Annotated in this window: 20 protein-coding genes and 1 riboswitch; of the genes, 8 read left to right on the top strand and 12 right to left on the bottom strand. The window is 47.2% G+C overall.

All coding sequences use genetic code 11. From position 1 onward, the window contains the following. Window positions 1–4: 4 nt before the first annotated feature. From ntrC to glnA, 4 genes are all read right to left on the bottom strand, one after another. A complete protein-coding gene (gene ntrC, locus FIU82_RS01180; RefSeq protein ID WP_022946688.1) occupies window positions 5–1,396 on the bottom strand; it encodes a nitrogen regulation protein NR(I) in 1,392 nt (463 codons plus the stop codon). 19 nt (window positions 1,397–1,415) lie between these two features. After that, window positions 1,416–2,468 carry a nitrogen regulation protein NR(II) gene (gene glnL / locus FIU82_RS01185; RefSeq protein WP_045980463.1) on the bottom strand — a complete coding sequence of 351 codons (1,053 nt, stop codon included), beginning with the start codon at window positions 2,466–2,468 and terminating at the stop codon, window positions 1,416–1,418. 95 nt (window positions 2,469–2,563) lie between these two features. Further along, window positions 2,564–3,097, bottom strand: coding sequence for a DUF4124 domain-containing protein (locus tag FIU82_RS01190; protein WP_026111369.1), 534 nt, complete (start codon window positions 3,095–3,097; stop codon window positions 2,564–2,566). Between the two features lie 165 nt (window positions 3,098–3,262). Further along, on the bottom strand, window positions 3,263–4,669 hold the full coding sequence (gene glnA / locus FIU82_RS01195) for a glutamate--ammonia ligase (RefSeq protein WP_022946685.1): 1,407 nt from the start codon (window positions 4,667–4,669) through the stop codon (window positions 3,263–3,265). A gap of 442 nt (window positions 4,670–5,111) precedes the next feature. Here glnA and typA point away from each other — a divergent pair, with 442 nt between their 5' ends. Next, window positions 5,112–6,938 (top strand): translational GTPase TypA, encoded by a 1,827-nt coding sequence (typA, locus tag FIU82_RS01200; RefSeq protein ID WP_022946684.1) that lies wholly within the window; start codon window positions 5,112–5,114, stop codon window positions 6,936–6,938. Between the two features lie 298 nt (window positions 6,939–7,236). On the opposite strand, the gene FIU82_RS01205 is transcribed toward typA, so the two are convergent. Continuing rightward, window positions 7,237–7,878, bottom strand: a complete 642-nt coding sequence (locus tag FIU82_RS01205; protein WP_026111368.1) for a DUF2959 domain-containing protein — start codon at window positions 7,876–7,878, stop codon at window positions 7,237–7,239. 88 nt (window positions 7,879–7,966) lie between these two features. Here FIU82_RS01205 and FIU82_RS01210 point away from each other — a divergent pair, with 88 nt between their 5' ends. The 3 genes from FIU82_RS01210 to dtd are packed head-to-tail and all read left to right on the top strand — an operon-like array spanning window position 7,967 to window position 10,241. Next, window positions 7,967–8,860 carry a virulence factor BrkB family protein gene (locus FIU82_RS01210; RefSeq protein WP_130148017.1) on the top strand — a complete coding sequence of 298 codons (894 nt, stop codon included), beginning with the start codon at window positions 7,967–7,969 and terminating at the stop codon, window positions 8,858–8,860. 2 nt (window positions 8,861–8,862) lie between these two features. Further along, a complete protein-coding gene (locus FIU82_RS01215; protein WP_152440129.1) occupies window positions 8,863–9,816 on the top strand; it encodes an alpha/beta fold hydrolase in 954 nt (317 codons plus the stop codon). Further along, window positions 9,804–10,241: a D-aminoacyl-tRNA deacylase gene (gene dtd, locus FIU82_RS01220; protein WP_152440130.1), complete on the top strand. Its 438-nt coding sequence runs from the start codon at window positions 9,804–9,806 to the stop codon at window positions 10,239–10,241. The genes FIU82_RS01215 and dtd overlap by 13 nt, the downstream gene beginning before the upstream one ends. Here dtd and FIU82_RS01225 read toward each other — a convergent pair. After that, a complete protein-coding gene (locus tag FIU82_RS01225) occupies window positions 10,238–10,927 on the bottom strand; it encodes a spermidine synthase (protein WP_152440131.1) in 690 nt (229 codons plus the stop codon). The genes dtd and FIU82_RS01225 overlap by 4 nt on opposite strands. 141 nt (window positions 10,928–11,068) lie before the next feature. On the opposite strand from FIU82_RS01225, the gene FIU82_RS01230 reads away from it, so the two are divergent. Beyond that, complete coding sequence (locus FIU82_RS01230) at window positions 11,069–11,968, top strand: bifunctional GNAT family N-acetyltransferase/hotdog fold thioesterase (protein ID WP_022946677.1); 900 nt, start codon at window positions 11,069–11,071, stop codon at window positions 11,966–11,968. A gap of 35 nt (window positions 11,969–12,003) precedes the next feature. Here FIU82_RS01230 and FIU82_RS01235 read toward each other — a convergent pair whose 3' ends face one another. The 5 genes from FIU82_RS01235 to dapA form a co-directional block, all read right to left on the bottom strand. Continuing rightward, a complete protein-coding gene (locus FIU82_RS01235; RefSeq protein ID WP_152440132.1) occupies window positions 12,004–13,041 on the bottom strand; it encodes a phospholipase A in 1,038 nt (345 codons plus the stop codon). 146 nt (window positions 13,042–13,187) lie between these two features. Next, window positions 13,188–14,300, bottom strand: coding sequence for a succinylglutamate desuccinylase/aspartoacylase family protein (locus tag FIU82_RS01240; protein WP_152440133.1), 1,113 nt, complete (start codon window positions 14,298–14,300; stop codon window positions 13,188–13,190). 2 nt (window positions 14,301–14,302) lie between these two features. After that, a complete protein-coding gene (locus FIU82_RS01245; RefSeq protein WP_152440134.1) occupies window positions 14,303–15,505 on the bottom strand; it encodes a PLP-dependent decarboxylase in 1,203 nt (400 codons plus the stop codon). Further along, window positions 15,505–16,245 (bottom strand): 2,3,4,5-tetrahydropyridine-2,6-dicarboxylate N-succinyltransferase, encoded by a 741-nt coding sequence (locus FIU82_RS01250; RefSeq protein ID WP_138508877.1) that lies wholly within the window; start codon window positions 16,243–16,245, stop codon window positions 15,505–15,507. The genes FIU82_RS01245 and FIU82_RS01250 overlap by 1 nt, the downstream gene beginning before the upstream one ends. A gap of 28 nt (window positions 16,246–16,273) precedes the next feature. Further along, entirely contained in the window at window positions 16,274–17,161 is an 888-nt protein-coding gene (gene dapA, locus FIU82_RS01255) for a 4-hydroxy-tetrahydrodipicolinate synthase (protein WP_152440135.1), read from the bottom strand. Between the two features lie 122 nt (window positions 17,162–17,283). Further along, window positions 17,284–17,475, bottom strand: a riboswitch (Lysine riboswitch). A gap of 148 nt (window positions 17,476–17,623) precedes the next feature. Between dapA and FIU82_RS01260 the strand changes: the two genes are divergently transcribed. After that, entirely contained in the window at window positions 17,624–19,321 is a 1,698-nt protein-coding gene (locus FIU82_RS01260) for a response regulator (RefSeq protein ID WP_152440136.1), read from the top strand. Here FIU82_RS01260 and FIU82_RS01265 read toward each other — a convergent pair. Next, on the bottom strand, window positions 19,296–20,183 hold the full coding sequence (locus FIU82_RS01265; RefSeq protein ID WP_052698293.1) for a TraB/GumN family protein: 888 nt from the start codon (window positions 20,181–20,183) through the stop codon (window positions 19,296–19,298). The two genes, FIU82_RS01260 and FIU82_RS01265, sit on opposite strands and share 26 nt — an antisense overlap. Before the next feature lie 483 nt (window positions 20,184–20,666). Between FIU82_RS01265 and ilvG the strand changes: the two genes are divergently transcribed. After that, on the top strand, window positions 20,667–22,328 hold the full coding sequence (gene ilvG, locus FIU82_RS01270) for an acetolactate synthase 2 catalytic subunit (protein ID WP_138508881.1): 1,662 nt from the start codon (window positions 20,667–20,669) through the stop codon (window positions 22,326–22,328). Next, window positions 22,325–22,567 (top strand): acetolactate synthase 2 small subunit, encoded by a 243-nt coding sequence (gene ilvM / locus FIU82_RS01275; RefSeq protein ID WP_022943892.1) that lies wholly within the window; start codon window positions 22,325–22,327, stop codon window positions 22,565–22,567. The genes ilvG and ilvM overlap by 4 nt, the downstream gene beginning before the upstream one ends. Window positions 22,568–22,591: the final 24 nt, after the last annotated feature.

Genomic DNA, 22,591 nt, shown 5'->3' on the forward strand with positions numbered 1-22,591 from the left:
TGCGTTAATTGGCGTTTATATTGCGCTCTTTTAGCTTACGCGTCAACGTGTTGCGGCCCCAACCGATGCGTTGAGCAGCATCCTGTTTATGCCCTCCACAGCTTGCAAGGGCCGATTTAATCAGCCTTGTTTCCAGCTGTGCCTGAATTTCTGGCCAGACATTGTCTTTGCCTTGCTTAAACTCATTGTTTAGCCATTGTTGGAATAAGTCCAACCAATCGGCATCAACTTGAGACGTTTGCGCATTGAGTATTTCTGGCGGCAAGTCTTCTGCGGTTACGTACTCACCGGGAGCCATTACCGTTAGCCAGCGACAGGTGTTTTCAAGTTGCCGCACATTTCCAGGCCAATTGAACAAGCGCATTTGATCGCATGCTTGAGGGCTTAGCGTCTTGCTATCAATTTTTAACTCTTGTGCGCTTTTATTGAGGAAGTACTCTGCCAGTTGCTCTATGTCCTCTGGACGTTCTCGCAAAGCTGGCAGCTTTAAGCGAACCACATTTAAGCGGTGGAACAAGTCTTCTCGAAACTTACCTTGTTGAGCTAAACGCTCTAAATCCTGGTGAGTGGCAGCGATGATGCGCACATCAACTTTTATACTTTGATGGCCGCCCACACGGTAGAATTCGCCATCGGCGAGTACACGCAGTAGGCGAGTTTGCACATCAAGTGGCATATCGCCAATTTCATCAAGGAAGAGCGTTCCGCCATTTGCTTGTTCAAAGCGCCCTTTACGAACGCTGTCAGCCCCAGTAAACGCGCCTTTCTCGTGACCAAATAACTCTGACTCCACCAAATCCTTAGGGATGGCCGCCATATTTAAGGCGATAAACGGATTGTCTTTACGTGGGCTGTGCTGGTGTAAGGCACTGGCAACCAGCTCTTTACCGGTGCCAGACTCGCCATTGATAAGTACGCTCATGCTTGATGCGCTCAACTTGCCAATGGCGCGAAACACCTCTTGCATGGCGGGGGCTTCCCCGATAATAACTGAACGCTTTTGTTCACTATTGGCCTTTTTCGCTTTTTTCTGCGAATGCGCACGCATGGCTCGCTCAACAACACTAACAGCTTCTTCTAGGTCGAAGGGCTTAGCTAGGTATTCAAAGGCGCCTTTTTGGAATGCCTGCACTGCAGAGTCTAAATCTGAGTGGGCTGTCATAATGATCACCGGCAGGTTGGGGTTATCTTCGCTGATCTGCTCCAACAAGCGCATGCCATCCATACCCGGCATGCGCACATCCGAGAGCAATACGGCCGGTTTTGAAAACTCCAAGGCACTGAGTACATCATGAGCGTTGGCGAAACTTTCTACCTCATAGCCTGCACGGGAGAGTGCTTTTTGTAATACAAAGCGAATTGACGCATCATCATCGACTAGCCAAACAGATTTCATCGTATACCTCGTGGCCCAATTACAGTGGCAAGTATAGTGTAAACTCGGTATGGCCCGGCCAGCTATCGCATTCGATAAACCCTTGGTGTTGGTCTATGAGAGTTTGGGCGATAGATAACCCTAACCCTGAGCCCCCCTCTTTATTGGTCACCATGGGGTAGAACAAGGTCTCTCTAACCTCGGGAGCAATGCCCGGGCCGTTATCAGTTATTTTGATCTGCAGGGCTTTCTTTAGTGTCGTATCGTGTCGGCGTACATGGTATCGCACTCGGGTTTTAACATTAATATGACCCCCTTCACTGAGTGCTTGCATAGCATTGCGCACGATATTGAGAAGCACTTGTTGCAACTTATCACCATCAGCTTTTACATCTGGAATGCTCGGATCATAATCTTTGTGCAAGGTAATTGCCTTGCTGCTATCCAAAGTGCAAAGGCGTAAAACATTCTCCAGTGTTTGGTGAATATTAATAGCCTGTTTTTGTAAACGCTGATTCGGGCCGAGTAACTTGTCTACTAAATGGCGTAAACGGTCAGCCTCATCAATAATAAGCTGTGCACATTCATCCCGCTCCTGCTGATCAACCTCATATTGCAATAATTGCGCCGCTCCGCGTATTCCTCCTAAAGGATTTTTAATTTCATGAGCAAGGTTACGAATTAAGGTACGCGCCGCTTGGTGTTGATGCATTTGGTTAGACGCCTGATCAAGGCGAATTTCTTCGTCGGTTTGGCGAATTTCAAACAGCAGAAAATACTGATCTTGGTGGCTTAAACGCCGACAGTTGAGCGCCAAATTGGCATGGCGAGAGTCTACGAATACCACGTCAGCTCTGTGTTGGTGGCAATCTACCCCTTGTTTAAGGGTATAGTCAGCGATGCGCTCTAATTCTACCGAGTGGTAATTAAATAATGCTTTGAAAGGCTGGCCCACGATGCGCTTTAAGCCTAGCCCAAGGAGTTCGGTACAGCTGGTATTGGCATACACCAGATTGAAATCTTGGTCTAAGACTAAAATAGCGGTATGTAGGTTTTCCCACATTTGTTGGAAAAAATCACGAGGAAGCTTCATTATCAATTTCGGTGTTGCACCAATTTGGTGCGAATTATCTTAGCAGTATTTAGCCGGGTTGCCCAATCGGTGCGCAACCCGGAGTGGTATGCAGTTTAAGGGCCTGTGATCACTGAACGGCGATGCAGATAAAATGTCACAGGTTCAGAAGTGGCCAGCTGTTTACCATTGCCATCCACTAGGCGCAACCGTACTTGATGCGCCCCTCTATCAACATTACGCATAACAAACACCGTTGATGATTGTGGTTTATCGTAAGGCTTTCCATCGAGCATAAGTTGCACGCGGTGGCCTTGCATAAAGCGCGGTGACACTTGGCCGGTAACATGTACAGAGCCTGTGTTATCACGAATTGTTTCTTCTTGATTTGGAGTGGTAATAGCGACTGAGAAATTAACTCCTTGGTCAGCGCTATTATCTTGCTCAAGAATTTGCGTGTCAGTTGAGGGCATACTCATCGCTGGGGAGTTTAACTTTACCTTCTCAGCTCCTTTTCTTGGAGAGTCAGAAAAAACTAATACACCGTTCTCATCCTTCCATACATAGATGCTTTTATTGGTTGCGTTGGCGTTAAAGGCACTCAAACCCAGAACCATGAAAACGCATAAGATAGACCACTTCGTTGTCACGCTACTTCCTATTTTACGTTTATTATTCTTATAGTTAGCTGAAATTTAACCAATTACTTGGTTAAACCCTAACTTTAGTCTATTTACAACTTTTTTACCATAAAAAAAGCCTGCTAAGCAGGCTTTGAGAACACACATGATATAACTAAGTGGTAGTTATGCGGTTTACACGCTGTAGTACATTTCAAATTCTACAGGGTGTGTAGTCATGTTGAGCTTTTCTACTTCAGCTGATTTCAAGCCGATGTATGCATCAATCAGGTCGTCAGTGAATACGCCGCCTTGCGTCAAGAATTCACGATCCGCATCAAGTGAATCAAGGGCTTCTTGCAATGACGCTGCCACTGTTGGAATCTCTGCTGCCTCTTCTGCAGGTAAGTCATATAGATCTTTATCCATGGCGTCGCCAGGGTGGATCTTGTTCTTAATGCCATCAAGACCCGCCATTAGCATCGCTGAGAAGGCAAGGTATGGGTTCGCTGTAGGGTCTGGGAAGCGTACCTCAATACGGCGAGCTTTCTCTGATGGAACTACAGGGATACGAATAGACGCTGAGCGGTTACGTGCAGAATAAGCAAGCATAACAGGTGCTTCGAAACCCGGAACAAGGCGCTTGTATGAGTTTGTCGAAGCGTTGGCAAAGGCGTTAATAGCTTTGGCGTGCTTGATGATACCACCGATGTAGTAAAGCGCTTCTTCTGATAGGCCACCATACTTGTCGCCTGCAAAGATGTTTTTACCATCTTTACCTAGAGATTGGTGACAATGCATGCCTGAACCGTTGTCGCCAACCACAGGCTTAGGCATGAAAGTAGCGGTTTTACCATATAGATGCGCCATGTTGTGAATAACATACTTCATCTCTTGAATTTCGTCCGCTTTCAAAACCATGGTGTTAAAGCGGGTGGCGATTTCGTTTTGGCCAGCTGTTGCTACTTCGTGGTGATGAGCTTCAACGACTTGGCCGAGTTCTTCAAGCACCATGCAAGTGGCACTACGCCAATCTTGTGATGAGTCCACTGGAGCAACAGGGAAGTAACCACCTTTGACGCCAGGACGGTGACCGGTGTTACCGCCTTCGTAATCTTTATCTGAATTCCAGCATGCTTCTTCAGCGTCGATTTTATACATTGACCCAGACATATCTGTTTTGTACTTAACATCGTCAAAAAGGAAAAATTCTGGTTCAGGGCCAAACAGAATCGTATCGGCAATACCTGTTGAGCGCATATATTCTTCAGCACGCTTGGCCACAGAGCGAGGATCGCGCTCATAGCCTTGAAGAGTTGAAGGTTCAACAACGTCACAACGTACGATAAGTGTGGTTTCTTCGGCGAAGGGATCAAGCTTAGCGCTTTCAGCATCAGGCATCAGCACCATGTCTGACTCGTTAATGCCTTTCCAGCCTGCAATTGAAGAGCCGTCAAACATTTTACCGTCTTCAAAGAAATCTTCATCAGCCTGGTGATGAGGGATAGAGACATGCTGCTCTTTACCTTTGGTGTCGGTGAAACGAAGGTCAACGAATTTTACGTCGTGCTCTTTAATAAAATCTAATACCGATTGTGACATGTGTCCTCCAACTATGGATTATTATTTGCTGCAACTTACTGCATTTGTGCATGGGTAAGCTTAAACCATGCCAAAAGTATAAGTGTCTGTTTAGTAGGGGGTTACTTTCTATTTGGTAATCTCAAACTTATTTTTTGCACCAATAGGGTGCGAACTTGCTACATTGTAGTGCAAATTTTTCAGGCTGCATTGTCATGTATCAAGGGATGACTCAAATAAGGATGTGAGCGCACCAAAAAACACTGATAGCACAGTCTCGGTGTCATTTTTATGTCAAGCGACTAGGCTATGTTAGGCACGGAAGTAAATTAATTAGCTGGATAAACTTTCATCTAGTGGCGTTATAAGGGATAATACGCGACCTTTTAAACTCGACACAGGTGGCCCGCGCCGCTGGGTGTGGATCATTTAGGAAATATGGGGTTAGCCTCTAAGTAAATATATGAGCATCGAAAAGTTAAGAAATATCGCGATTATCGCACACGTTGACCATGGTAAAACGACTTTGGTTGATAAATTGCTTGAGCAATCGGGCACACTACAAACCCGTGGTGGCAACGAAGAGCGAGTGATGGACTCGAACGATCTTGAAAAAGAACGTGGTATTACCATCCTAGCTAAAAACACGGCAATCAACTGGAAAGACTACCATATCAATATCGTCGATACCCCTGGGCACGCCGACTTTGGTGGCGAGGTAGAGCGCGTACTTTCGATGGCTGACTCCGTACTATTACTTGTTGACGCACAAGAAGGGCCAATGCCGCAGACGCGCTTTGTAACGCAAAAAGCGTTCGCGCAAGGGTTGAAGCCAATCGTTGTTATTAACAAGGTTGATAAGCCGGGTGCACGCCCTGATTGGGTTATGGACCAAGTATTTGACTTGTTCGATAACTTAGGTGCAACTGACGAACAGTTAGACTTTAAAGTTATTTATGCATCAGCGATTAATGGTTGGGCAACGCTCGATTTAGATGAGCCTTCTGACAACATGGAACCAATGTTTGAAGCCATCGTGAAAGAAGTTGAAGCACCAGATGCGGATCCAGAAGGGCCGCTACAAATGCAAATCTCACAGCTTGATTACAACTCGTACGTTGGCGTTATCGGCGTAGGCCGTATTAAGCGTGGTACTGTGAAAGTAAATCAGCAGGTTACTATTGTCGGTGCTGATGGCAGTAAACGTAACGGCAAAGTGGGCCAAGTGCTTACTTACTTAGGTCTTGACCGTCATGATGCGACAGAGGCAACTGCCGGCGACATCATCGCGGTGAGTGGCCTTGGCGAGTTGAAAATCTCCGATACCATTTGTGATGTCAACACGGTTGAAGCGTTACCAGCACTGAGTGTTGATGAGCCTACTGTTACCATGACGTTCTCTGTAAATACCTCACCTTTTGCTGGCCAAGAAGGTAAATACGTCACCTCACGTAATATCCTTGAACGTTTGCAAGCCGAGCTAGTTCATAATGTGGCATTACGCGTAGAAGAGACCGATAACCCTGATAGCTTCCGTGTATCAGGCCGTGGTGAACTACACTTGGGCGTACTTATCGAAAACATGCGTCGTGAAGGCTATGAACTTGCCGTGTCTCGTCCAGAAGTTATCTTGCGTGAAGTTGATGGTGAAATCCAAGAACCTTACGAAACAGTGACTATCGACTGTGAAGACGAGCACCAAGGCTCTATCATGGAGCAGCTGGGTTTACGTAAAGCAGAAATGACTGATATGTCTCCAGATGGTAAAGGCCGTATTCGTATGGACTTTATGATCCCAAGCCGTGGCTTGATTGGTTTCCAGACTGATTTCATGACCTTAACCTCAGGTTCTGGTTTGATGTACCACACGTTTGATCATTACGGCCCACACAAAGGCGGTAAGATCGGCCAGCGTATGAACGGTGTATTGATAGCGAATGCCCAAGGTAAGGCGCTGACTAACGCGTTATTTAACCTGCAAGAGCGTGGTAAGCTATTTATCGGCCATGGTGTTGAAGTATACGAAGGTATGGTTATCGGTATTCACAGCCGTGACAATGACCTTACGGTTAATGCCCTAAAAGGTAAACAGTTAACCAACGTGCGTGCTTCAGGTACTGATGAAGCGCAAACACTTGTGCCACCTATCAAGATGACTCTTGAGCAAGCGCTTGAGTTCATTGATGATGATGAGCTGGTAGAAGTGACTCCGGAAAGCATCCGTATCCGTAAGAAATTATTGACTGAGAGCGAGCGTAAGCGCGCATCTCGTGAGTCAAAGAAGAGCTAATTAGCCCTTAATTTGAAAAACCCGCACTGTGTTGCGGGTTTTTTTATGCCTAAAGCAAATGCTCTGGGTGTTGTTACCTGTGCGAAATCGTTGGAATAAAGTCTTGCTCATTTCACTCTTTTTCTAGATAGGCAAGAACATTTAGTGTTGGATATGCGGTGAACACATGTCGATGGCCAAGGGGCATGGCCATTCACCATGACTATTGAAAAGTTAGATAGTGGGGTGGGGCAATTTACTGTAGTACAACAAATAAAACGTGCCCGCTATCAAGCGGGCAGTGGGTTATCAAAGAGAGTTAGCTTTGATTCATTTGCTCAATAAAGCGGTTAGAGTCTTCGATTGAACGATTCATATCATCAATAAGTACTTGAATATCGCGCTTAAGATTCGTGAATTCACCTTTTATCGCGGCGATTGCTTGCGCGTTGAGGTTGTGCTTAAGGTAGAGCACGTTGTCTTGTAAAGACTCTAACACGGGTTGCATCTTCGCCTCGCTGGCGCGCATAGAGCGCAGGAGCTGCTCAAATTGGCGCTCAGTGGCACGCAGCTTTTTACTGCTTTCGCGTTTTAGAGCGGCGCTTTGGTACTCTTCTAGTTCATCGGCCCATTCGTCAAATAGAGCTTCTGCCACATCTTCTACTTTATCAATGTTAGTTGAGACCTCATCAGCCGCCGCGAGACTTGACTCATAGTCATCATTGAGCTGCTCATAAGCGTCTTGTAAATCACCGCCATCGAAGTTAATTAACGTACTTAAACGCTCCAATGCTGACTGAAATTCCTGTTGTGAATCCTGCTGTGACTCTTTAGTTTCCTCAACGCGATCAACAAGGATATCTCGTTTATGTACGCCGACTGATTCCATTGCCGAATAGTAAGCGGACTGACACGCTGTGAGCGTCATAAATGCAGTGGCTAGCGCGATTTTTTTAATCATTTTCAACCCTTGTATGGATACTTGATACTGTAAATTATGTGGTCGATTGCTATGATAAGCAAAAGGTTTTTCATATTTTAGGTAACTCATGCAGTTCAACGGTGAGAAAATCAAAGCGCAACTCTCCATCTGGGTAAAAGCACAGCCGCGCTGGTGGCGGTATTTTTTTACTCGGTGTATGGAAGATCAAATCACTGTTAACGCAGGCTATCTAGCCTATGTAACCCTGCTTTCCTTAGTGCCTTTAATTGCTGTAGGTGTGGCCATTTTCTCTGCTTTCCCCGGCTTTGAAGATACCCGTATTGCTATCGAAAGCTTTATTTTTAATAACATGGTGCCCACCTCAACGGATGTAATTAAAGAGCATATCGGCGCATTTACAGGGAATGCGAATAAAATGACCGCCGTGGGGGTCTCTTTCTTGGCTGTTGTGGCGTTATTTTTAATACGCAACATCGATCTCACCTTAAACCGGATTTGGCGCATCAAAAAGAAACGCCCTGCGGTTATTTCTTTCGCTATTTATTGGATGGTGCTGAGTTTAGGGCCGGTATTGCTTGGATTAAGTATTGGTGCCACGTCTTACATTGTGTCTTTGGTGTCTTTTGCTGATGGTGGCATTCCTGGTTTTAGTGGTTTTGTTTTAAAGTCGCTTCCTTACGTTATTTCTACTGTTGGCTTTGTGATGCTCTATACTCTAGTACCAAATACACGAGTTCCATTTAGAGCAGCGGTTCCCGGGGCTATTTTTGCAGCACTGTTATTTGAGCTGACAAAAAAGGGGTTTGCTATGTACATCAGCCATTTCCCCTCATATGAAGTGATTTATGGGGCGCTAGCGACAGTACCTATTTTATTTGTGTGGGTGTATCTGTCGTGGGCTGTGGTACTACTCGGTGCAGAGTTCACTGTGTGTATCAGTGTGAGCAAGCCTCCTATCGATGATATTGTCGCCGAGGAGAAACGCGCACTTAAGGAGTAACAATGGCATTGAGCTACCCCGTTAGTGCGCCACGGAAAACCCACCATGTCTTGGTCGGACAAGGGCACCAACTAGAAATTGAGGAACATGGCAGCGGGGATGGCTTGCCGGTGATTGTCTGTCACGGGGGACCTGGTGGAGGGCTCAGTCGCTTTGAATGCGCACACTTTAATCCCGAGCACTACCGAATTTTACTTTTCAGTCAACGAGGGTGTGGTAATTCCACCCCTCATAGTTGCGAGCATAATACCCTGGAACACTTGATTGGCGACCTCGAATGCATTCGCCGTCATTTGGGAGTTGGCCGCTGGGTTGTGTGTGGTGAGTCTTTCGGGGCTACCCTAGCGATGGTGTATGCTTTGCAACACCGTGAGCACGTAAGCGCCTTGATGCTTTGGGCCAGCTTTTTTGCAAGCCAACAGGATTACGACTGGTGTTTGGGGAAAAGTGGCGCGGGAGCACAATTTTACCCTGAATATTATCGCCAATTTAACCCGCAAAACCAGCCAACGTCAGCATTGATCGAAGGTTTCCATCAGCAACTTTTTAGTGACAGCGAGCCCACACAGCTCAAAGCCGCCAAAGCATGGGTGGCCTGGGAGGAAACCTTGTGTTGCGGCACGGCACCAAGTATTAAACTGCTAGAACCCGCTGCTCTTATCAACCGAGCACAGCTACAGCTGCACTACTTCAAACACCAGTTTTTTCTACGTGACGATATGCTCATGGACCATGCCAAGGAATTCGCAGGCCTGCCGGTATGGATGGTTCACGGGCGCCACGACTTGGTGTGTTCATACGCGCGAGCCCAAGCATTTGCCACGGCCGCACAAGCACATTTAGATATTTTTGAAGGCCTTGGTCACAGCTTGGCTGATGAGGTATATTGCCAAGCCCAATGTCGGGCAACCGACCATATGTATTTGAAGTTAAAGAGGCAGCAGTGCAAGGATTAATACAGCGCGTTAGTCGCGCCGAAGTCACAGTTGAAGGGCATGTAGTAGGGAAAATAGACCAAGGGATTGTGCTGTTATTGGGAGTAGAAAAGGCCGATAGTGAACAACAGGTCGATAAACTACTCCATAAAGTGAGTAACTATCGTATTTTTACCGATGAGCAAGGTAAGATGAATTTAAGCCTAAAAGACATCGGTGGTGAGCTTTTGGTGGTGTCGCAGTTCACGCTTGCCGCCGATACTCGCAAAGGAATGCGTCCTAGCTTTTCCAGTGCGGCAACGCCACAACAAGCTAGACAGCTATATGACCTGTTTGTTGATAAAGCTAAAGCATTAGGCATCACTGTGGCGACCGGACAATTTGCTGCAGATATGCAAGTATCATTAGTCAATGATGGCCCGGTGACGTTCAATTTAGCCGTTTAACGGGACAAAAACACTAAATGATTGGAGTAACCTTTTACTTTAACCATATCGGGTGGCTTGCCAAAACAAGTGATCAACAAATGTTTAAGTTGCTGCAACTGTGACTCATGGTGGGCCAAGAAGTTGATAAATAGGTGCCCATCATGGTTCAACGCAGCGCGTATTTTGTCGTAAAACCGATGTTTGTAGAGGAACATTGGAGCATCGAGCTCACTGAATAAATCAATGATTATCCAGTCGTAACACCCTGGCTCACTCAGTACTTGCTCGGCATCGGCACAGCGTAAAGTGGTGTCATGGCGACCACCGAAGTAGCGTTTATAGCAATGAATAATATCGGGGTTTTGCTCCACGGAAATAAGCTCGGTATCAGGGTAGCTGTGGTGTACATAGTTGCGTATCGCCCCTCCTCCTAGCCCCAATTCCAGAACTCTGTCCGGGGTGGGCAAGGTGTGCCAATACTGAGCAAAAATTTGTAGGTGCGGAAAAAGTAGGTGGTTAGGGCGACTGCGCTCAATAATGGATTGCAGTGTTTGGTTTATCAGCAACCAGCGAAACTGTTTATGTTGGCGTACCTGAATACTTGTGCAGCCGAATTTGTGCCAATACAAAAGTTGGCCGATATTTGCACAATCAGCAACAAAGTGCTCGGAGACGGCTCCGCTATGTTCGATTACTGTTTCCATAACAACAGCATAGACACCTTGTGACATTTTACCTAATTGTGCACTAAATTTTACGGTGCGAGAAACCGCAGTGCTTTGGTCTTATTTTATCCCGTTGGTAAATCTTGTAAGGTGAGGCATCACTTTTTATCTGGAGTTGGCATGTTCGAAGTAACTATTCCGCAAAGTAGCGATGATTGGCAGGCCTATTATCATTTACGTTGGCAAGTTTTGCGTGCACCTTGGGAGCAGCCTAGAGGCAGTGAGCAGGATGATTTAGAACAAGAGTCGGAGCATCGGTTTATTAAGAATAAGGACGGTGAGGTGATCGCCGTGGCACGTTTGCACTTTAATAACTCGCAACAAGCCCAAGTGCGTTATATGGCTGTGGATGACGCTCATCGAGGCCAACATCTGGGTAGCCGGCTATTACATGAGCTGGAGAAAATAGCTTGGAATCAGGATGCGAGTGAACTGGTTTTGTTTGCTCGCGAGCGAGCTTTGAAGTTTTATCAACGCCATGGCTACGAGCTTAAAGAAAAAGCGCATCTTGCCTTTGGTGATGTGCAGCATTGGAAAATGGTAAAGCAACGCCCTAGCGAGCCAGGTTGGTTTCGTCATCCAGATTGGACTCAGGTCTTGCAAGACACTTGGCGCGAATCGATTCCTATCAGCGATAAGATGGGAATTAAAGTAGAAACGTATACTGACTGGCAGTTTAGTGTCAGTGCTGATCTGGATGCTAATGTTAATGTGCACAACACCATGTTTGCTGGCTCTGTTTATTCTATGGCAACGCTGGCAGGGTGGGGGGCAACTTATTTGGCACTTCAAGAGTCCCAACTTATGGGGGACATTGTGCTTGCTGATGCGCAGATAAAGTACCTTAAACCTATCAACAAAGAGCCTAGAGCCCAGGTTGATTTAACCCAGTGTGAGGGGAATGTTGGCGATTTAACAACCCAAGGGAAAGCACGTTATCAGGTGCCAGTACACATTTATGATGGCGATATTTTGGTCGGGGAGTTTACCGGCCGCTTTGTTATCGTTAAAAGTGAGTAAGATTAAAAAAGCCCCTGACGGGGCTTTCTTTTATACTATAGAAGGTCGGTGAGTAGAATACCGACACCAAAGCGCTCGGTATCTTGGTTGTAGTCAATCAAGCTTTCACCATAACCATTAAAGTACTGAGCATAGCCACGAAGACGGCCCCACACAGGGAAAGACCAATCTAGTTGAATGGCACCGCGATTATCCGAGTTTAGATTGTTGCGCAGCATAAAGCTAAACTCATGCTCTTCGAAACGGCGTACGCCTTTGAGCTCAAAGTAACCCATGTATTTATAAATATCTGGATTGTCATCACCATCGGCAACCATAGGATCTTCTTTTTCATCTTCAGGGATGCGGTACCACGGCTTAAAGCTAAATACATAGCCGTCTTTTTCCCAAATAAAGTCGACGTATAAGCGGTTCCAGGAACGCGAGTAAGGTTGGCTACGGCCGTTGGATTGATGCACAGCACCCACTGCAATGGCCATTTCGTCGCCCCAAAGCACGTTTTCAGGGTCTAGATAATTAATCCAAAAAATTTCCGGCTCATAATTGGTTTCTCTAAATGGCGCAGAAATATCTTTGTTGTAATACTGCCAATAAGATTGCAAGGTAAAGCCGAAATAGACGGCTTGGTCCTCGTCACTGAAGTTGTCGTAAAGCGGAACTTTTAGCGACAGCTGATACTTAATCTCAACATTATCTAAGTTTTCGCCGGTATTGGTGTCGCCTAAAGCACTGATATCCCCAAAGGGTTCTTCATTAGGGTGCTTCATGTAGGTCACGGGCAAAATATAGTTGCGCTTGTGCGGCGTGATCACGTTGCGGTTTTTCTCCGTCACCTCTTCACGAGCCTTGCGCTTATCGATGGCTGTAAGCTGTTTACTTTCTTCTAAATCAGAGCACTTTTTACGAAGCTCATCCAAGGTTTGTTCACCGTCACCGGCAATCGCTTCATTAAGAATGCACTGTTTGACAATACTTAGCTCATTGTCTTGTTCGTTATTTGCATTTGTTGCAGGCTCATCCGCCCACGCATGGCCGCTCAGGGTCAAAGCCAATAAAGTGTATCGCCAATTCATAAAAATCCGTGTGCTGAATAAAAGGGACAGAAGATGAAATCAATAGTACACCTTTTTAGCAACAAGCGGGTGAATTTAGGCTGAAAAAGTGGGCGACAAAGTCGCCCACTGGCAGTGAGTTTACTCACTGACTCTCACGCAATGGTTTACAACTCGAAGGTGTTGGTAAAGAATTTATAGAGTTCGGTGCCCTGATTTACACTCGCAGAGGCAAAATGAAGAATGGCAATCGCATCGCTGTCAGCACATAAAGTGTGCAGCGGCGTTTCACTTAAATATCGCTCCATACGCAATATGTTGGCGATTGGAGTTCCCGCTGCAATCGGCTCCCCCAGTGGGGCTAAATATTCCACCATTCCCCCCATCGGGGCATAATAGGTTTTATAATCGCTGAGCATACAACCATAGCGCGTCATTTCTTTTGGGTAGAAGGGTGCGTCTTGCAACACGCCTTGGTAGTTAAGATAAGTTAAAATATTGTCGGCATCGTCTTTGGCGGCACTGAGGTCGATACGCTCTTGTGAGCCAAGCTCAACGGTAAATGCTTCCACAGGCACATCAAAAGCACAGTCCAATGCATTGAGCTGAGCCTTAAGTTGCCACCAAGGGCAAAACGCCGCTTCATCTAGGGCACCGTCGAACTCATTGGGTATAAGTAAAACGTTAGCGATATTAAAATACTTAGCGCTAGCACGGGCATATTCAGGACAATACAAATGCTGAGTAGATATCGGCCCGGTGTGTAAATCTAAAACGATATCGGCTTGATGTGCGAGCTGTTGAAGTTGCAAAGCGATGCGCTTACCCGTTGACAGCGTGTGCGCAGGGGCCTCAAGTTGAGCGTCGATACTTGCAATTAGCGCGTGCTGAAATGTATCGCGAATTTCGCCGCTAGACAGGTGTGCGCATTGCTCGGCCATTGTCTTTGGCAACTGGCTATCGTAATGATACATACGATTCCAGTTAACACCGGTAATAGGGTCAAAGCGACCCAGCGTGAACTCGCCTGATTTTTGGTTGCAACCAATGGGGTTCGCATAGGGGACAAGGGTGATGTCGCCGTTAAGCTCTAGGGTCTGTAACTGCTCCAATAGTTGGTAAATGACAGCATTGCCTTGCACCTCTGCGCCATGCATATTGGCCTGAATATACACACTTTTACCTGTGCCATTCCCCTTTAAACGGTAAACTGGAATGGTTAACGGCAGGCCATTGGCTACCTCACCCACATAAATGTTTTCTTGACTGACAGGATGCATATTTACCTCAGATAAAAACTGGCCGGTTGTGGCTCACGAATCACGCGCAAAGTGCCGTGCTCAAACACGTATTCACCAGCCAATGAGTGACACAGAAAAAACGGCATACTCTCGGTGAAGCCATAGGCTCCGGCCTGCATAAACACGAGCCAATCATGTTCATCAATATCCTCAGGCAGCGAGTGTTGTCCTAGGCTATCCAGCGCCGTACACAAAGGTCCATGGATACGATAGTTTACCTGTTCGGCTGTACTTCGGCGTAATAACTGCGCGGGGAAGTTTTGCCCTGCCACTGCAGGGCGTAAAAGGTGGTTAATACCACCTGCGACGATCAGTTGGCGCTCGCCATAATTTGTTTTTTGTTCAATGACGGGGTCTAAATAGTAACCACATTGTGCGACGGCGTAACGGCCCAGCTCCATCCACAACTCTTTTACGCCGCTTTGACGCTTAATATCGCGCAGTGCGCCGAGCACATCATGCCACTTTAGCGGGCTGCTTTCGCTGTCATAAGGAACGCCTAAACCGCCACCCAAATCCAGCACTTGCATGGCAAAACCAAGGCGTTCACAGAGTGCTTGTAATGGCGCCAACATGCTTTGCCATAGGTGAAGAAGTTGGGCCGCATCAAGCATGTTGCCCCACTGAAAAATATGAAGGCCAATGCAATTCAGCGCAGGGTAGTCGGCTAAGTAGAGCCCTTGCCACTGCTCTGGCGCTAAGCCAAACGGAGTCAGGGTATTGCCACCGAGCGGATTGCGCTCACCCTCTGGCCAGCGCAACTGCACTCTGAGTAACACATCCACTTCAATACCTTGGTTGTACGCCAGCTCATTAAGCCAGCGAACTTGATTGATACTCTCCAACACAAAGGTACGCACCCCAGCGTCTAAAAATTCGCCTAGCTGCTGGCGCGATTTTGCCGGCCCAGTGTTGAGGATGCGTTGTGCACCAACAGGTTGTGAAAGCACCTGGTTGAGCTCACCGCTGCTGGCGACATCAAAGTCAAAGCCAGCAGCTGCCAGAGTATCGATAACCGCAGATAAAGGATTCGCTTTTACCGCATACCATAACTTCACCACATCTTGCGCCATCAGCTCATCAAGGTGCTTACGTAGACTGTCAAGATCGTAGACAAAGCAAGGCTCGTGGCGCTCCTGAGTGAGGGTATCAAAAGCGTTTAACAATGCGCCAGAGACAGGCATTAGCGTAATACCTCTTCTAACTCCAGCGATGCATCGCTGTGCTGATCGCGATACTTTACGATAAGCGCACAGCTCATACTGAGCCCTTGTTCGCGTCCCCAAGCGCTAGAGCTTGGGCGCGAGCCAGGTATAACAATGGCGTTGGCCGGAATCGCTTCGCCCTTATCGAGTTGTCGCTCGTTAACGCAGTCATATACTGGGATAGTGGCGCTTAAACGTACACCAGGGGCGAGTACCGCACCTTGGCGAACTACCACCCCTTCGACAATGACACAGCCCGCGCCGATAAAGGCATCATCTTCAATCACCACAGGGTTAGCGCCAATTGGCTCGAGCACGCCACCTAATTGCACGGCGGCGCTAAGGTGAACGTTTTTGCCCACTTGCGCACATGACCCTACCAAGGCATGACTGTCGACCATAGTTCCACTATCAATGAAGGCACCAATATTGACATATGCGGGTGGCATAATGATGGTGCCAGGGGCAACGTAAGCACCTCGACGCACAGCACTACCGCCAGGCACCATGCGAACATTATCTTGGGCGCTAAAACCGCGAGGAGCTAGATTGTGCTTATCAACAAAGCCGCCCGCAAACTCGGTGTTATTACCATTTTTGAAGGCTTCGAGAATGCCTTTCTTTACGTCTATATTGGCGTGCCATTGGCCGTGTTCGTCTTGTGTTGCGGCGCGTACGTGGCCGCTTTCGAGGTCATTTAGTAAGTCTAACCAACTCATAACTGAGGTACCTTGTTAACTAATTTTATCAATGTGCCCACGCAACAATGCGTTCATGGGCATTAAGAAGTGGTTGTGTGTCATTAAGCTCAAGGTGGCTTAATGGTGGTCGTAACACCGGGCTGTTGAGGCGTTCAAGAGCATGCAAAAGGCACTTAACGGGTACTGGATTGGCTGCACTGAACAGCGCATCAATTGCACTGCGCCAGGTTACAAAGGCATTGACGCTTTGCCCTTGAAGGCATTGTTGTACCAGGTGCTGTGTCTGCTGTGGCCAGACGTTGGCGGCCACAGATACAAGGCCCGCTGCACCGGCCTGAGCAAAATAAGGCATCAGCGCGTCGTCGCCACTGAAAATCGCTAACTCAGGCGCGGCTTCGCGGTAAGCCTCAAATTGTGCAATATCACCGCTGGCTTCTTTAAGTGCCCAGCACAGTGGGTGCTGTTGTAGCTGAGCTAAGACTGTGGGGGGAATACTAACTGCGGCGCGTCCGGGCACGTTGTACAACATGCACGGCTTTTTGCTGGCATCCAGCAGTGCCGAGTACCAATGTAGCTGCCCTTGAATACCCGGTTTAGCATATAGGGGCGCTCCCAGAAGGTAGGCATCTATGGGGTGTTGGTTACAAAAACTAAGCCATTGTAGTTGCTGGCTAAGATTAAAACCCCCCACGCCAACCATCAGTGGCACACGCAAGGTGAGCGCCGTAACGTGACGAACTACGGCTTGTTGCTCATCTATACTGAGAGCCAGAGCTTCACCAGTAGAGCCAAGAATAAGAATGCCATTTCCCGCTTGCTCTTGCTCGCGCACAAGTAGGGTTAAGGTGTTAAAATCAATACTGCCGTCAGCATGCATCGGAGTGATCAATGCTGTCCAGACAATGGTATCTGCTAAAGAATGAGTTGTAGTCATCTCTCACGAACTTAGTGCGAGTTCGATTGAATTAGGAAGGGGTTGCCCGCCTCGCATCGAACTGGTTAAATTCGAAGAGCGAATGGGCTTAAAACACAGAGCCAAATGGGCCCAGCGTTACTAAGACCAGAAGCTCTCCACCAAAAACATAGCGCTAAGCGCTAATGGTGACAGTCGCTGGGATTCAACCCATGCGCCCGAGACAGTAAGTAGCAAACTTTACTGGTCTCTCGGCGTACATTCCCCTCGTTATGGTGCTTTGGAGTTTGCTCTCCTTCCCATAACTACCTGAATGACGCTCCTCTTCTAGCCCTTGCGACCACAGCACATGCGGCCGACTCAATAAGGGTGCCTTTTTATTCAATCACTTTATGCTTAACGCTGTCAACGCTAAAGCGAGAACAAATTTTACAAAGGCTGATTTTGTGTCAGTATTAAGGGGTTATTGCAAAGGCCCCTCTTATGCAACGTCTTACCAAACACTTACAAAAACGTTATTTCTGGGCAGCCAGTGTGCTTGTTGTTGTCATACTTAGCTCTACGGTTTATGTGATGAAAAGTATCAATATGCAGCGAAATGACGCAAAAGTAATAAATATTGCAGGTATGCAGCGGATGCTTTCGCAGAAGATTGCATTGCATAAATTGGCCGTCAATGACCGTGCTGTAAGTTTTGAGCAGCAGCAACTCGCTCGTGCCACTATGCGCTTTTACAATAACCATGAGTTTTTATTAGGCTCACAGTTGGTGCAGCAAAGCCCTCAGGTGCTGGCGCTTTATCACCAGCAGGGCTTGGATGGTCGGGTGCGCCAGTATGTGCAGTTAGCGAGTCGCAGCGATGCACCTTTAAGTGCTTTTCAGGGTCAAAAACTGCTGTCGTTATTGCAGGACTTAGATGCTGTTGTCACCGTATTAGAGTCAAAATCTAAGCAAAAAATAGAACATTTACAGCTTGTTATTCCCCTTTTAACGCTGGCAGCCATTGCTACTATTTTATGTGAGTGGTGGCTCATCTTTAATCCTTTGACACGTCGAGTGTCAGCCATTCTTTATCGGCTTCGTTACCAACGGCGTCAAGCCGCGCATGCGCATCGGGTAAAATCTGACTTTTTAGCTAATATGAGTCATGAGCTAATGACGCCAATTACGGGGATTATTGGCCTATTGGACTCTCATACTGCGGCTGGTCGCGAAGAACAGCAAACGGCATTGGGCTGCGCCCGACATTTGCAGGCATTAGTGCAAGAAATGCTGGAATTACAGAAGCTTAAGTCGGGAGCGTTTACTACTTTAGTGACCGAACAGTCATTAAAGCAAACGGTGAGTGCAATATTGGCGCCTTGGCAGCTTAAGTCTGAAACCCTGCAGCGATTGAGTGTCGAGGGTGAAGATAGCCTACCTGTTCAAGCACAAACTGATCATCTGCATTTAATCCAAGCAGTTAATCAGCTATTGAGCAACGCCTTTATACATACGCGCGCTGCGGTGCATGTGCAATTTGAATACCATGAACCAGCTGGGCTGCTGAGTGTTGTCGTTAAAGATAACGGCGATGGCATTGCTACTGCTTATATTGAGGCTGCTCAGCAACATGCTGTGTATTACAACACCGAGCAGGTACAGCACTTTCAGGGCGCGAAATTAGGTCTCAGCCTCGTGTATGCGTTGGCTCAAGAGGTGGGTGGAAGCCTTACGATTCGTAGTACCACAACAGGCACTGAGGCCAAGCTAACTTGGCCCGTACTTACTATCGACAAAGCCCGGTTAGAGCCAAGCAGCCAGCATGGCGATATTCTGATTGTTGAAGATAACCCAATAAATCAGTTAGTGCTTGCTAAACAAGCTCAGCAAATAGGCTTTAACACCACCATTGTTGATGATGGTGAGCAAGCACTCAATAAATTACTAGAACATCACTATCAATGTGTATTAATGGATTTAAATATGCCAAACAAAGACGGCATAAGTACCATTATTGAGATTCGTGAGCGCTTAGCGCTCAGCGTGCCTATTTTTTTGGTGACTGCCAGTCAAGATGAGCATCGCATCGCGCAGAGTATCACTGTCGGCGCCAATGCCGTACTTAACAAGCCGGTCAATACTCAGCAGTTGAGCGCGTTATTGAAAAAACACGTTATTGAGAGGGCTGCCTTTTCGTAACCGTGAATCCTTGTTCGCGCAGTAGGTTAACGAGCCCATTTTTTTCCGGTAAATGGAGCGCACCTACGGCGATAAACAGTGACTGCTGCTGCATTGGCTGGTTAAGTTGTGCGACCCAGTTTTGATTACGCTCAATAAGTAAAATATGCTCGTTAAGTTGGCCGAATTCAGAGTCATCAAAAGCATCGTGGTAGTACTGCCTCAGTATGTCAGTATCTCCTTGCTTCCACGCGCTGATCAATCGAGCAAAATAGTGGTCGAGGTCTTTGAGTTGGCGAAAAGTATCGTTGACCATTTCATCAGCGTAATTATCTAAGGCGCTGAACATTTCTAGTTGCTGCTCTAGCGACTCGAGTTCCATTATCGGCTTACCTATTGCGTTTGCCTTAGCTAACACTTGCTTGTCGATTCCGTTTTGCTCTGAATAGCCTGCATTTTGATACTCGATTTGCACCATAGTGAGTAAAACGGCCCAAGGCTTTAAGCCCGAGAACATGGCAATATTAATACTCTTTTGTGCAAAATAGTCACTGAGGCGTTGATAATTTTTACTGCTCAGTTCAGTTTCTAGCGTGCGGCCGTTACGCAGCATCATTAGCGGCATGGAGCGTTGTTGAATTTGCATAGGTGAGAGCGCGCTAATATCTACTTCAACGACCACTTTATCACTGCGGCTAATTGCTTGCTCAACATAAGAGGGGAGGCCTTTCATTGCTTCATCACCAACATGCACAGTGCCAAACAAATAGGAAGTAACGCCATTTTTCTCCACTTGCCACAGTGCCGGAGTGGTGTTTGCGAGGCAGAGCTGAGTGAAAAATGCAAAACAAATGTACAGCAGTGACCAGAAGGTTTTTTTCATAATGGTATCCAGAGGTAGTTGTTTTTAGCCAGTGTAACTGAGTTCGGTAATTTAGCCTATTGGCTGACCGTTTTTACTAAAAATATTCAGCTGTTACAGCACGCTATGTTAAATACGTTTTAATGTCGCAATGAAAAAGTTGGAATTATTTTTCACTTAACTGGCTTTCGAGGTTTTTTTATGTGATTAGTGTCGTCATTTTTAGTTGTTTCGCATTGTTTTTATGGTTGACTTAGGAGGGCTGCCAAGGTACTAATAGAAAAAGAGCGCAGAAATGCGGTAACAAACTTAAAAAAGCGAAGCGAAAAGTACATGTTGAATACGCAACTTAGCCTAGTCCTAGTGATTAACGTCGTGGTGATTATTATTACCACGGGGGCTTTGTAGTGCGTTAAAAAAGTAATTTCGCAAAGAAGCCCCCCGCACTGAAAAGTTCGGGGGGCTTCTTCGTTTATGGGCCAACACATTGAGGAATGAGGAAAAATGACTGGCGCAGAATTAGTGATCGACATATTAGCCAAAGAGGGCATAAACGAGGTATTTGGTTACCCTGGTGGGGCCATCATGCCCATTTACGATGCCCTTTATGAATCTCCAGTCACTCATTACTTAACTCGCCATGAGCAAGGAGCTGGCTTCGCCGCTGTGGGTTATGCACGCAGTAGTGGCAAACTGGGTGTGTGCATGGCCACTAGTGGGCCGGGAGCCACAAACCTGATCACCGCCCTTGCCGATGCCATGATGGACTCCGTGCCGTTATTAGCCATCACCGGGCAGGTACCCACAGCGGCAATCGGCTCGGATGCATTCCAAGAAGTTGACGTCTTGGGAATGTCTCTTTCATGCACTAAACATAGCTTTATGGTTGAGCGCAGTGAAGATTTAGCGCATACCCTGCAACAAGCCATCCACTTAGCTCAAAGTGGTCGTCCAGGCCCAGTGCTTGTTGATATTCCAAAAGATATTCAAATGAATGAGGCGCATTACCAGCCTTGGCTAGCCGAATCAGAGCCGACGTCGCAACCTTGCCAGCAACAAGTACAATTGGCTAATCAGTTGCTAAGCGAAGCTCAGCGGCCAGTGGCCTATATCGGTGGTGGGGTTCAAAGTGCTGGAGCCCAGCAACAACTCATGCAGTTTCTATACAAGACCAATATGCCAGCGGTACAAACACTTAAGGCGTTAGGTAGCGTCACACCGGATTATCCACTTAATTTGGGCATGTTAGGTATGCATGGCACGAAGGCCGCTAACTTGGCGGTACAAGAATGTGACCTGCTGTTGTGTATTGGTGCCCGTTTTGACGATCGCGTGACCGGCAACCTAACTAAGTTCGCGGCGAACGCGAAAGTTGTGCACCTTGATATCGATGCTGCTGAAGTTGGCAAGCGAAAGCCTACAGATGCATCGCTGGTGGCGGATTTAAAAATATCACTGCCGCAATTGCAATGTTTTGTCAGCGAGCCGCAGTGGTGTAACTATGTTGAGAAGCTAAACCAAGAGCATGCGTGGCGCTACGACTACCCCGGTGAAACTGTGTATGCACCAGCTTTACTTAATCAACTGTCGCAGCAGCTAAGTGCCGATGCAGTGGTATGTTGTGACGTTGGTCAGCACCAAATGTGGGTCGCGCAGCACATGCAATTTAGCCACCCGAGCAACCATTTAAGTAGCGGCGGCGCTGGGACCATGGGGTTTGGTTTACCTGCTGCCATTGGCGCGAAAATCGCCCGCCCCGAAGATACCGTGGTGGTGGTCTCTGGTGATGGCTCCATCATGATGAATATTCAAGAGCTGGCCACCATCCGCCGTAATAATTTAGATATCAAAATCGTGGTTATTGATAACCAAAGGTTGGGTATGGTGCGCCAATGGCAGCAGCTATTTTTCGCTGAACGCTACAGTGAAACGACCCTTTCTGACAATCCAGATTTTGTCGCCTTAGCGCGCGTTTTTGGCATCGCAGGGCGCTGCATCACTTCTCAGGAGCAAGTACAGGCTGCGCTTAGCGAGTTGCATAGCAGTGACGGCCCGTATTTGCTGCATGTGTGCATTGACGATGCCGATAACGTCTGGCCATTGGTACCGCCAGGTGCCGCGAACGATCAAATGCTGACGCAAACAAACCAACAGGGGCAACCATGAAACATCGCTTAACCTTACATCTTGCCAATCAAACCGTCGCCGTTGAACGCTTTTTACGAGTTGCTCGCCACCGTGGTTTCAAGTTAACGGCGTTGGAATTAGCCAGCAGTGAAGAGCATTATGCTATCAATATGACTGTCGACAGCGACAAACCCATCTATCTTTTAACGCAACAACTGAATAAGCTGGTAGATGTGCAAAGCGTGACTTTGCAACAACTACAACAACAAGCGATTTAGCGCTGCGACCAGCAAGGCGCACAG

Source organism: Pseudoalteromonas sp. THAF3 (assembly GCF_009363775.1).
Classification (GTDB): Bacteria; Pseudomonadota; Gammaproteobacteria; order Enterobacterales; family Alteromonadaceae; genus Pseudoalteromonas; species Pseudoalteromonas ruthenica.

Coding starts and splice junctions, on each gene's coding strand:
- FIU82_RS01225 (WP_152440131.1), bottom strand. CDS start 10,927: ATGGAAACAGTAATCGAACATAGCGGAGCCGTCTCCGAGCACTTTGTT.
- FIU82_RS01210 (WP_130148017.1), top strand. CDS start 7,967: ATGCAGTTCAACGGTGAGAAAATCAAAGCGCAACTCTCCATCTGGGTA.
- ilvM (WP_022943892.1), top strand. CDS start 22,325: ATGAAACATCGCTTAACCTTACATCTTGCCAATCAAACCGTCGCCGTT.
- FIU82_RS01215 (WP_152440129.1), top strand. CDS start 8,863: ATGGCATTGAGCTACCCCGTTAGTGCGCCACGGAAAACCCACCATGTC.
- FIU82_RS01245 (WP_152440134.1), bottom strand. CDS start 15,505: ATGCCTGTCTCTGGCGCATTGTTAAACGCTTTTGATACCCTCACTCAG.
- FIU82_RS01235 (WP_152440132.1), bottom strand. CDS start 13,041: ATGAATTGGCGATACACTTTATTGGCTTTGACCCTGAGCGGCCATGCG.
- FIU82_RS01240 (WP_152440133.1), bottom strand. CDS start 14,300: ATGCATCCTGTCAGTCAAGAAAACATTTATGTGGGTGAGGTAGCCAAT.
- FIU82_RS01230 (WP_022946677.1), top strand. CDS start 11,069: ATGTTCGAAGTAACTATTCCGCAAAGTAGCGATGATTGGCAGGCCTAT.
- dapA (WP_152440135.1), bottom strand. CDS start 17,161: ATGACTACAACTCATTCTTTAGCAGATACCATTGTCTGGACAGCATTG.
- glnA (WP_022946685.1), bottom strand. CDS start 4,669: ATGTCACAATCGGTATTAGATTTTATTAAAGAGCACGACGTAAAATTC.
- FIU82_RS01260 (WP_152440136.1), top strand. CDS start 17,624: ATGCAACGTCTTACCAAACACTTACAAAAACGTTATTTCTGGGCAGCC.
- ntrC (WP_022946688.1), bottom strand. CDS start 1,396: ATGAAATCTGTTTGGCTAGTCGATGATGATGCGTCAATTCGCTTTGTA.
- FIU82_RS01265 (WP_052698293.1), bottom strand. CDS start 20,183: ATGAAAAAAACCTTCTGGTCACTGCTGTACATTTGTTTTGCATTTTTC.
- ilvG (WP_138508881.1), top strand. CDS start 20,667: ATGACTGGCGCAGAATTAGTGATCGACATATTAGCCAAAGAGGGCATA.
- typA (WP_022946684.1), top strand. CDS start 5,112: ATGAGCATCGAAAAGTTAAGAAATATCGCGATTATCGCACACGTTGAC.
- glnL (WP_045980463.1), bottom strand. CDS start 2,468: ATGAAGCTTCCTCGTGATTTTTTCCAACAAATGTGGGAAAACCTACAT.
- FIU82_RS01250 (WP_138508877.1), bottom strand. CDS start 16,245: ATGAGTTGGTTAGACTTACTAAATGACCTCGAAAGCGGCCACGTACGC.
- FIU82_RS01205 (WP_026111368.1), bottom strand. CDS start 7,878: ATGATTAAAAAAATCGCGCTAGCCACTGCATTTATGACGCTCACAGCG.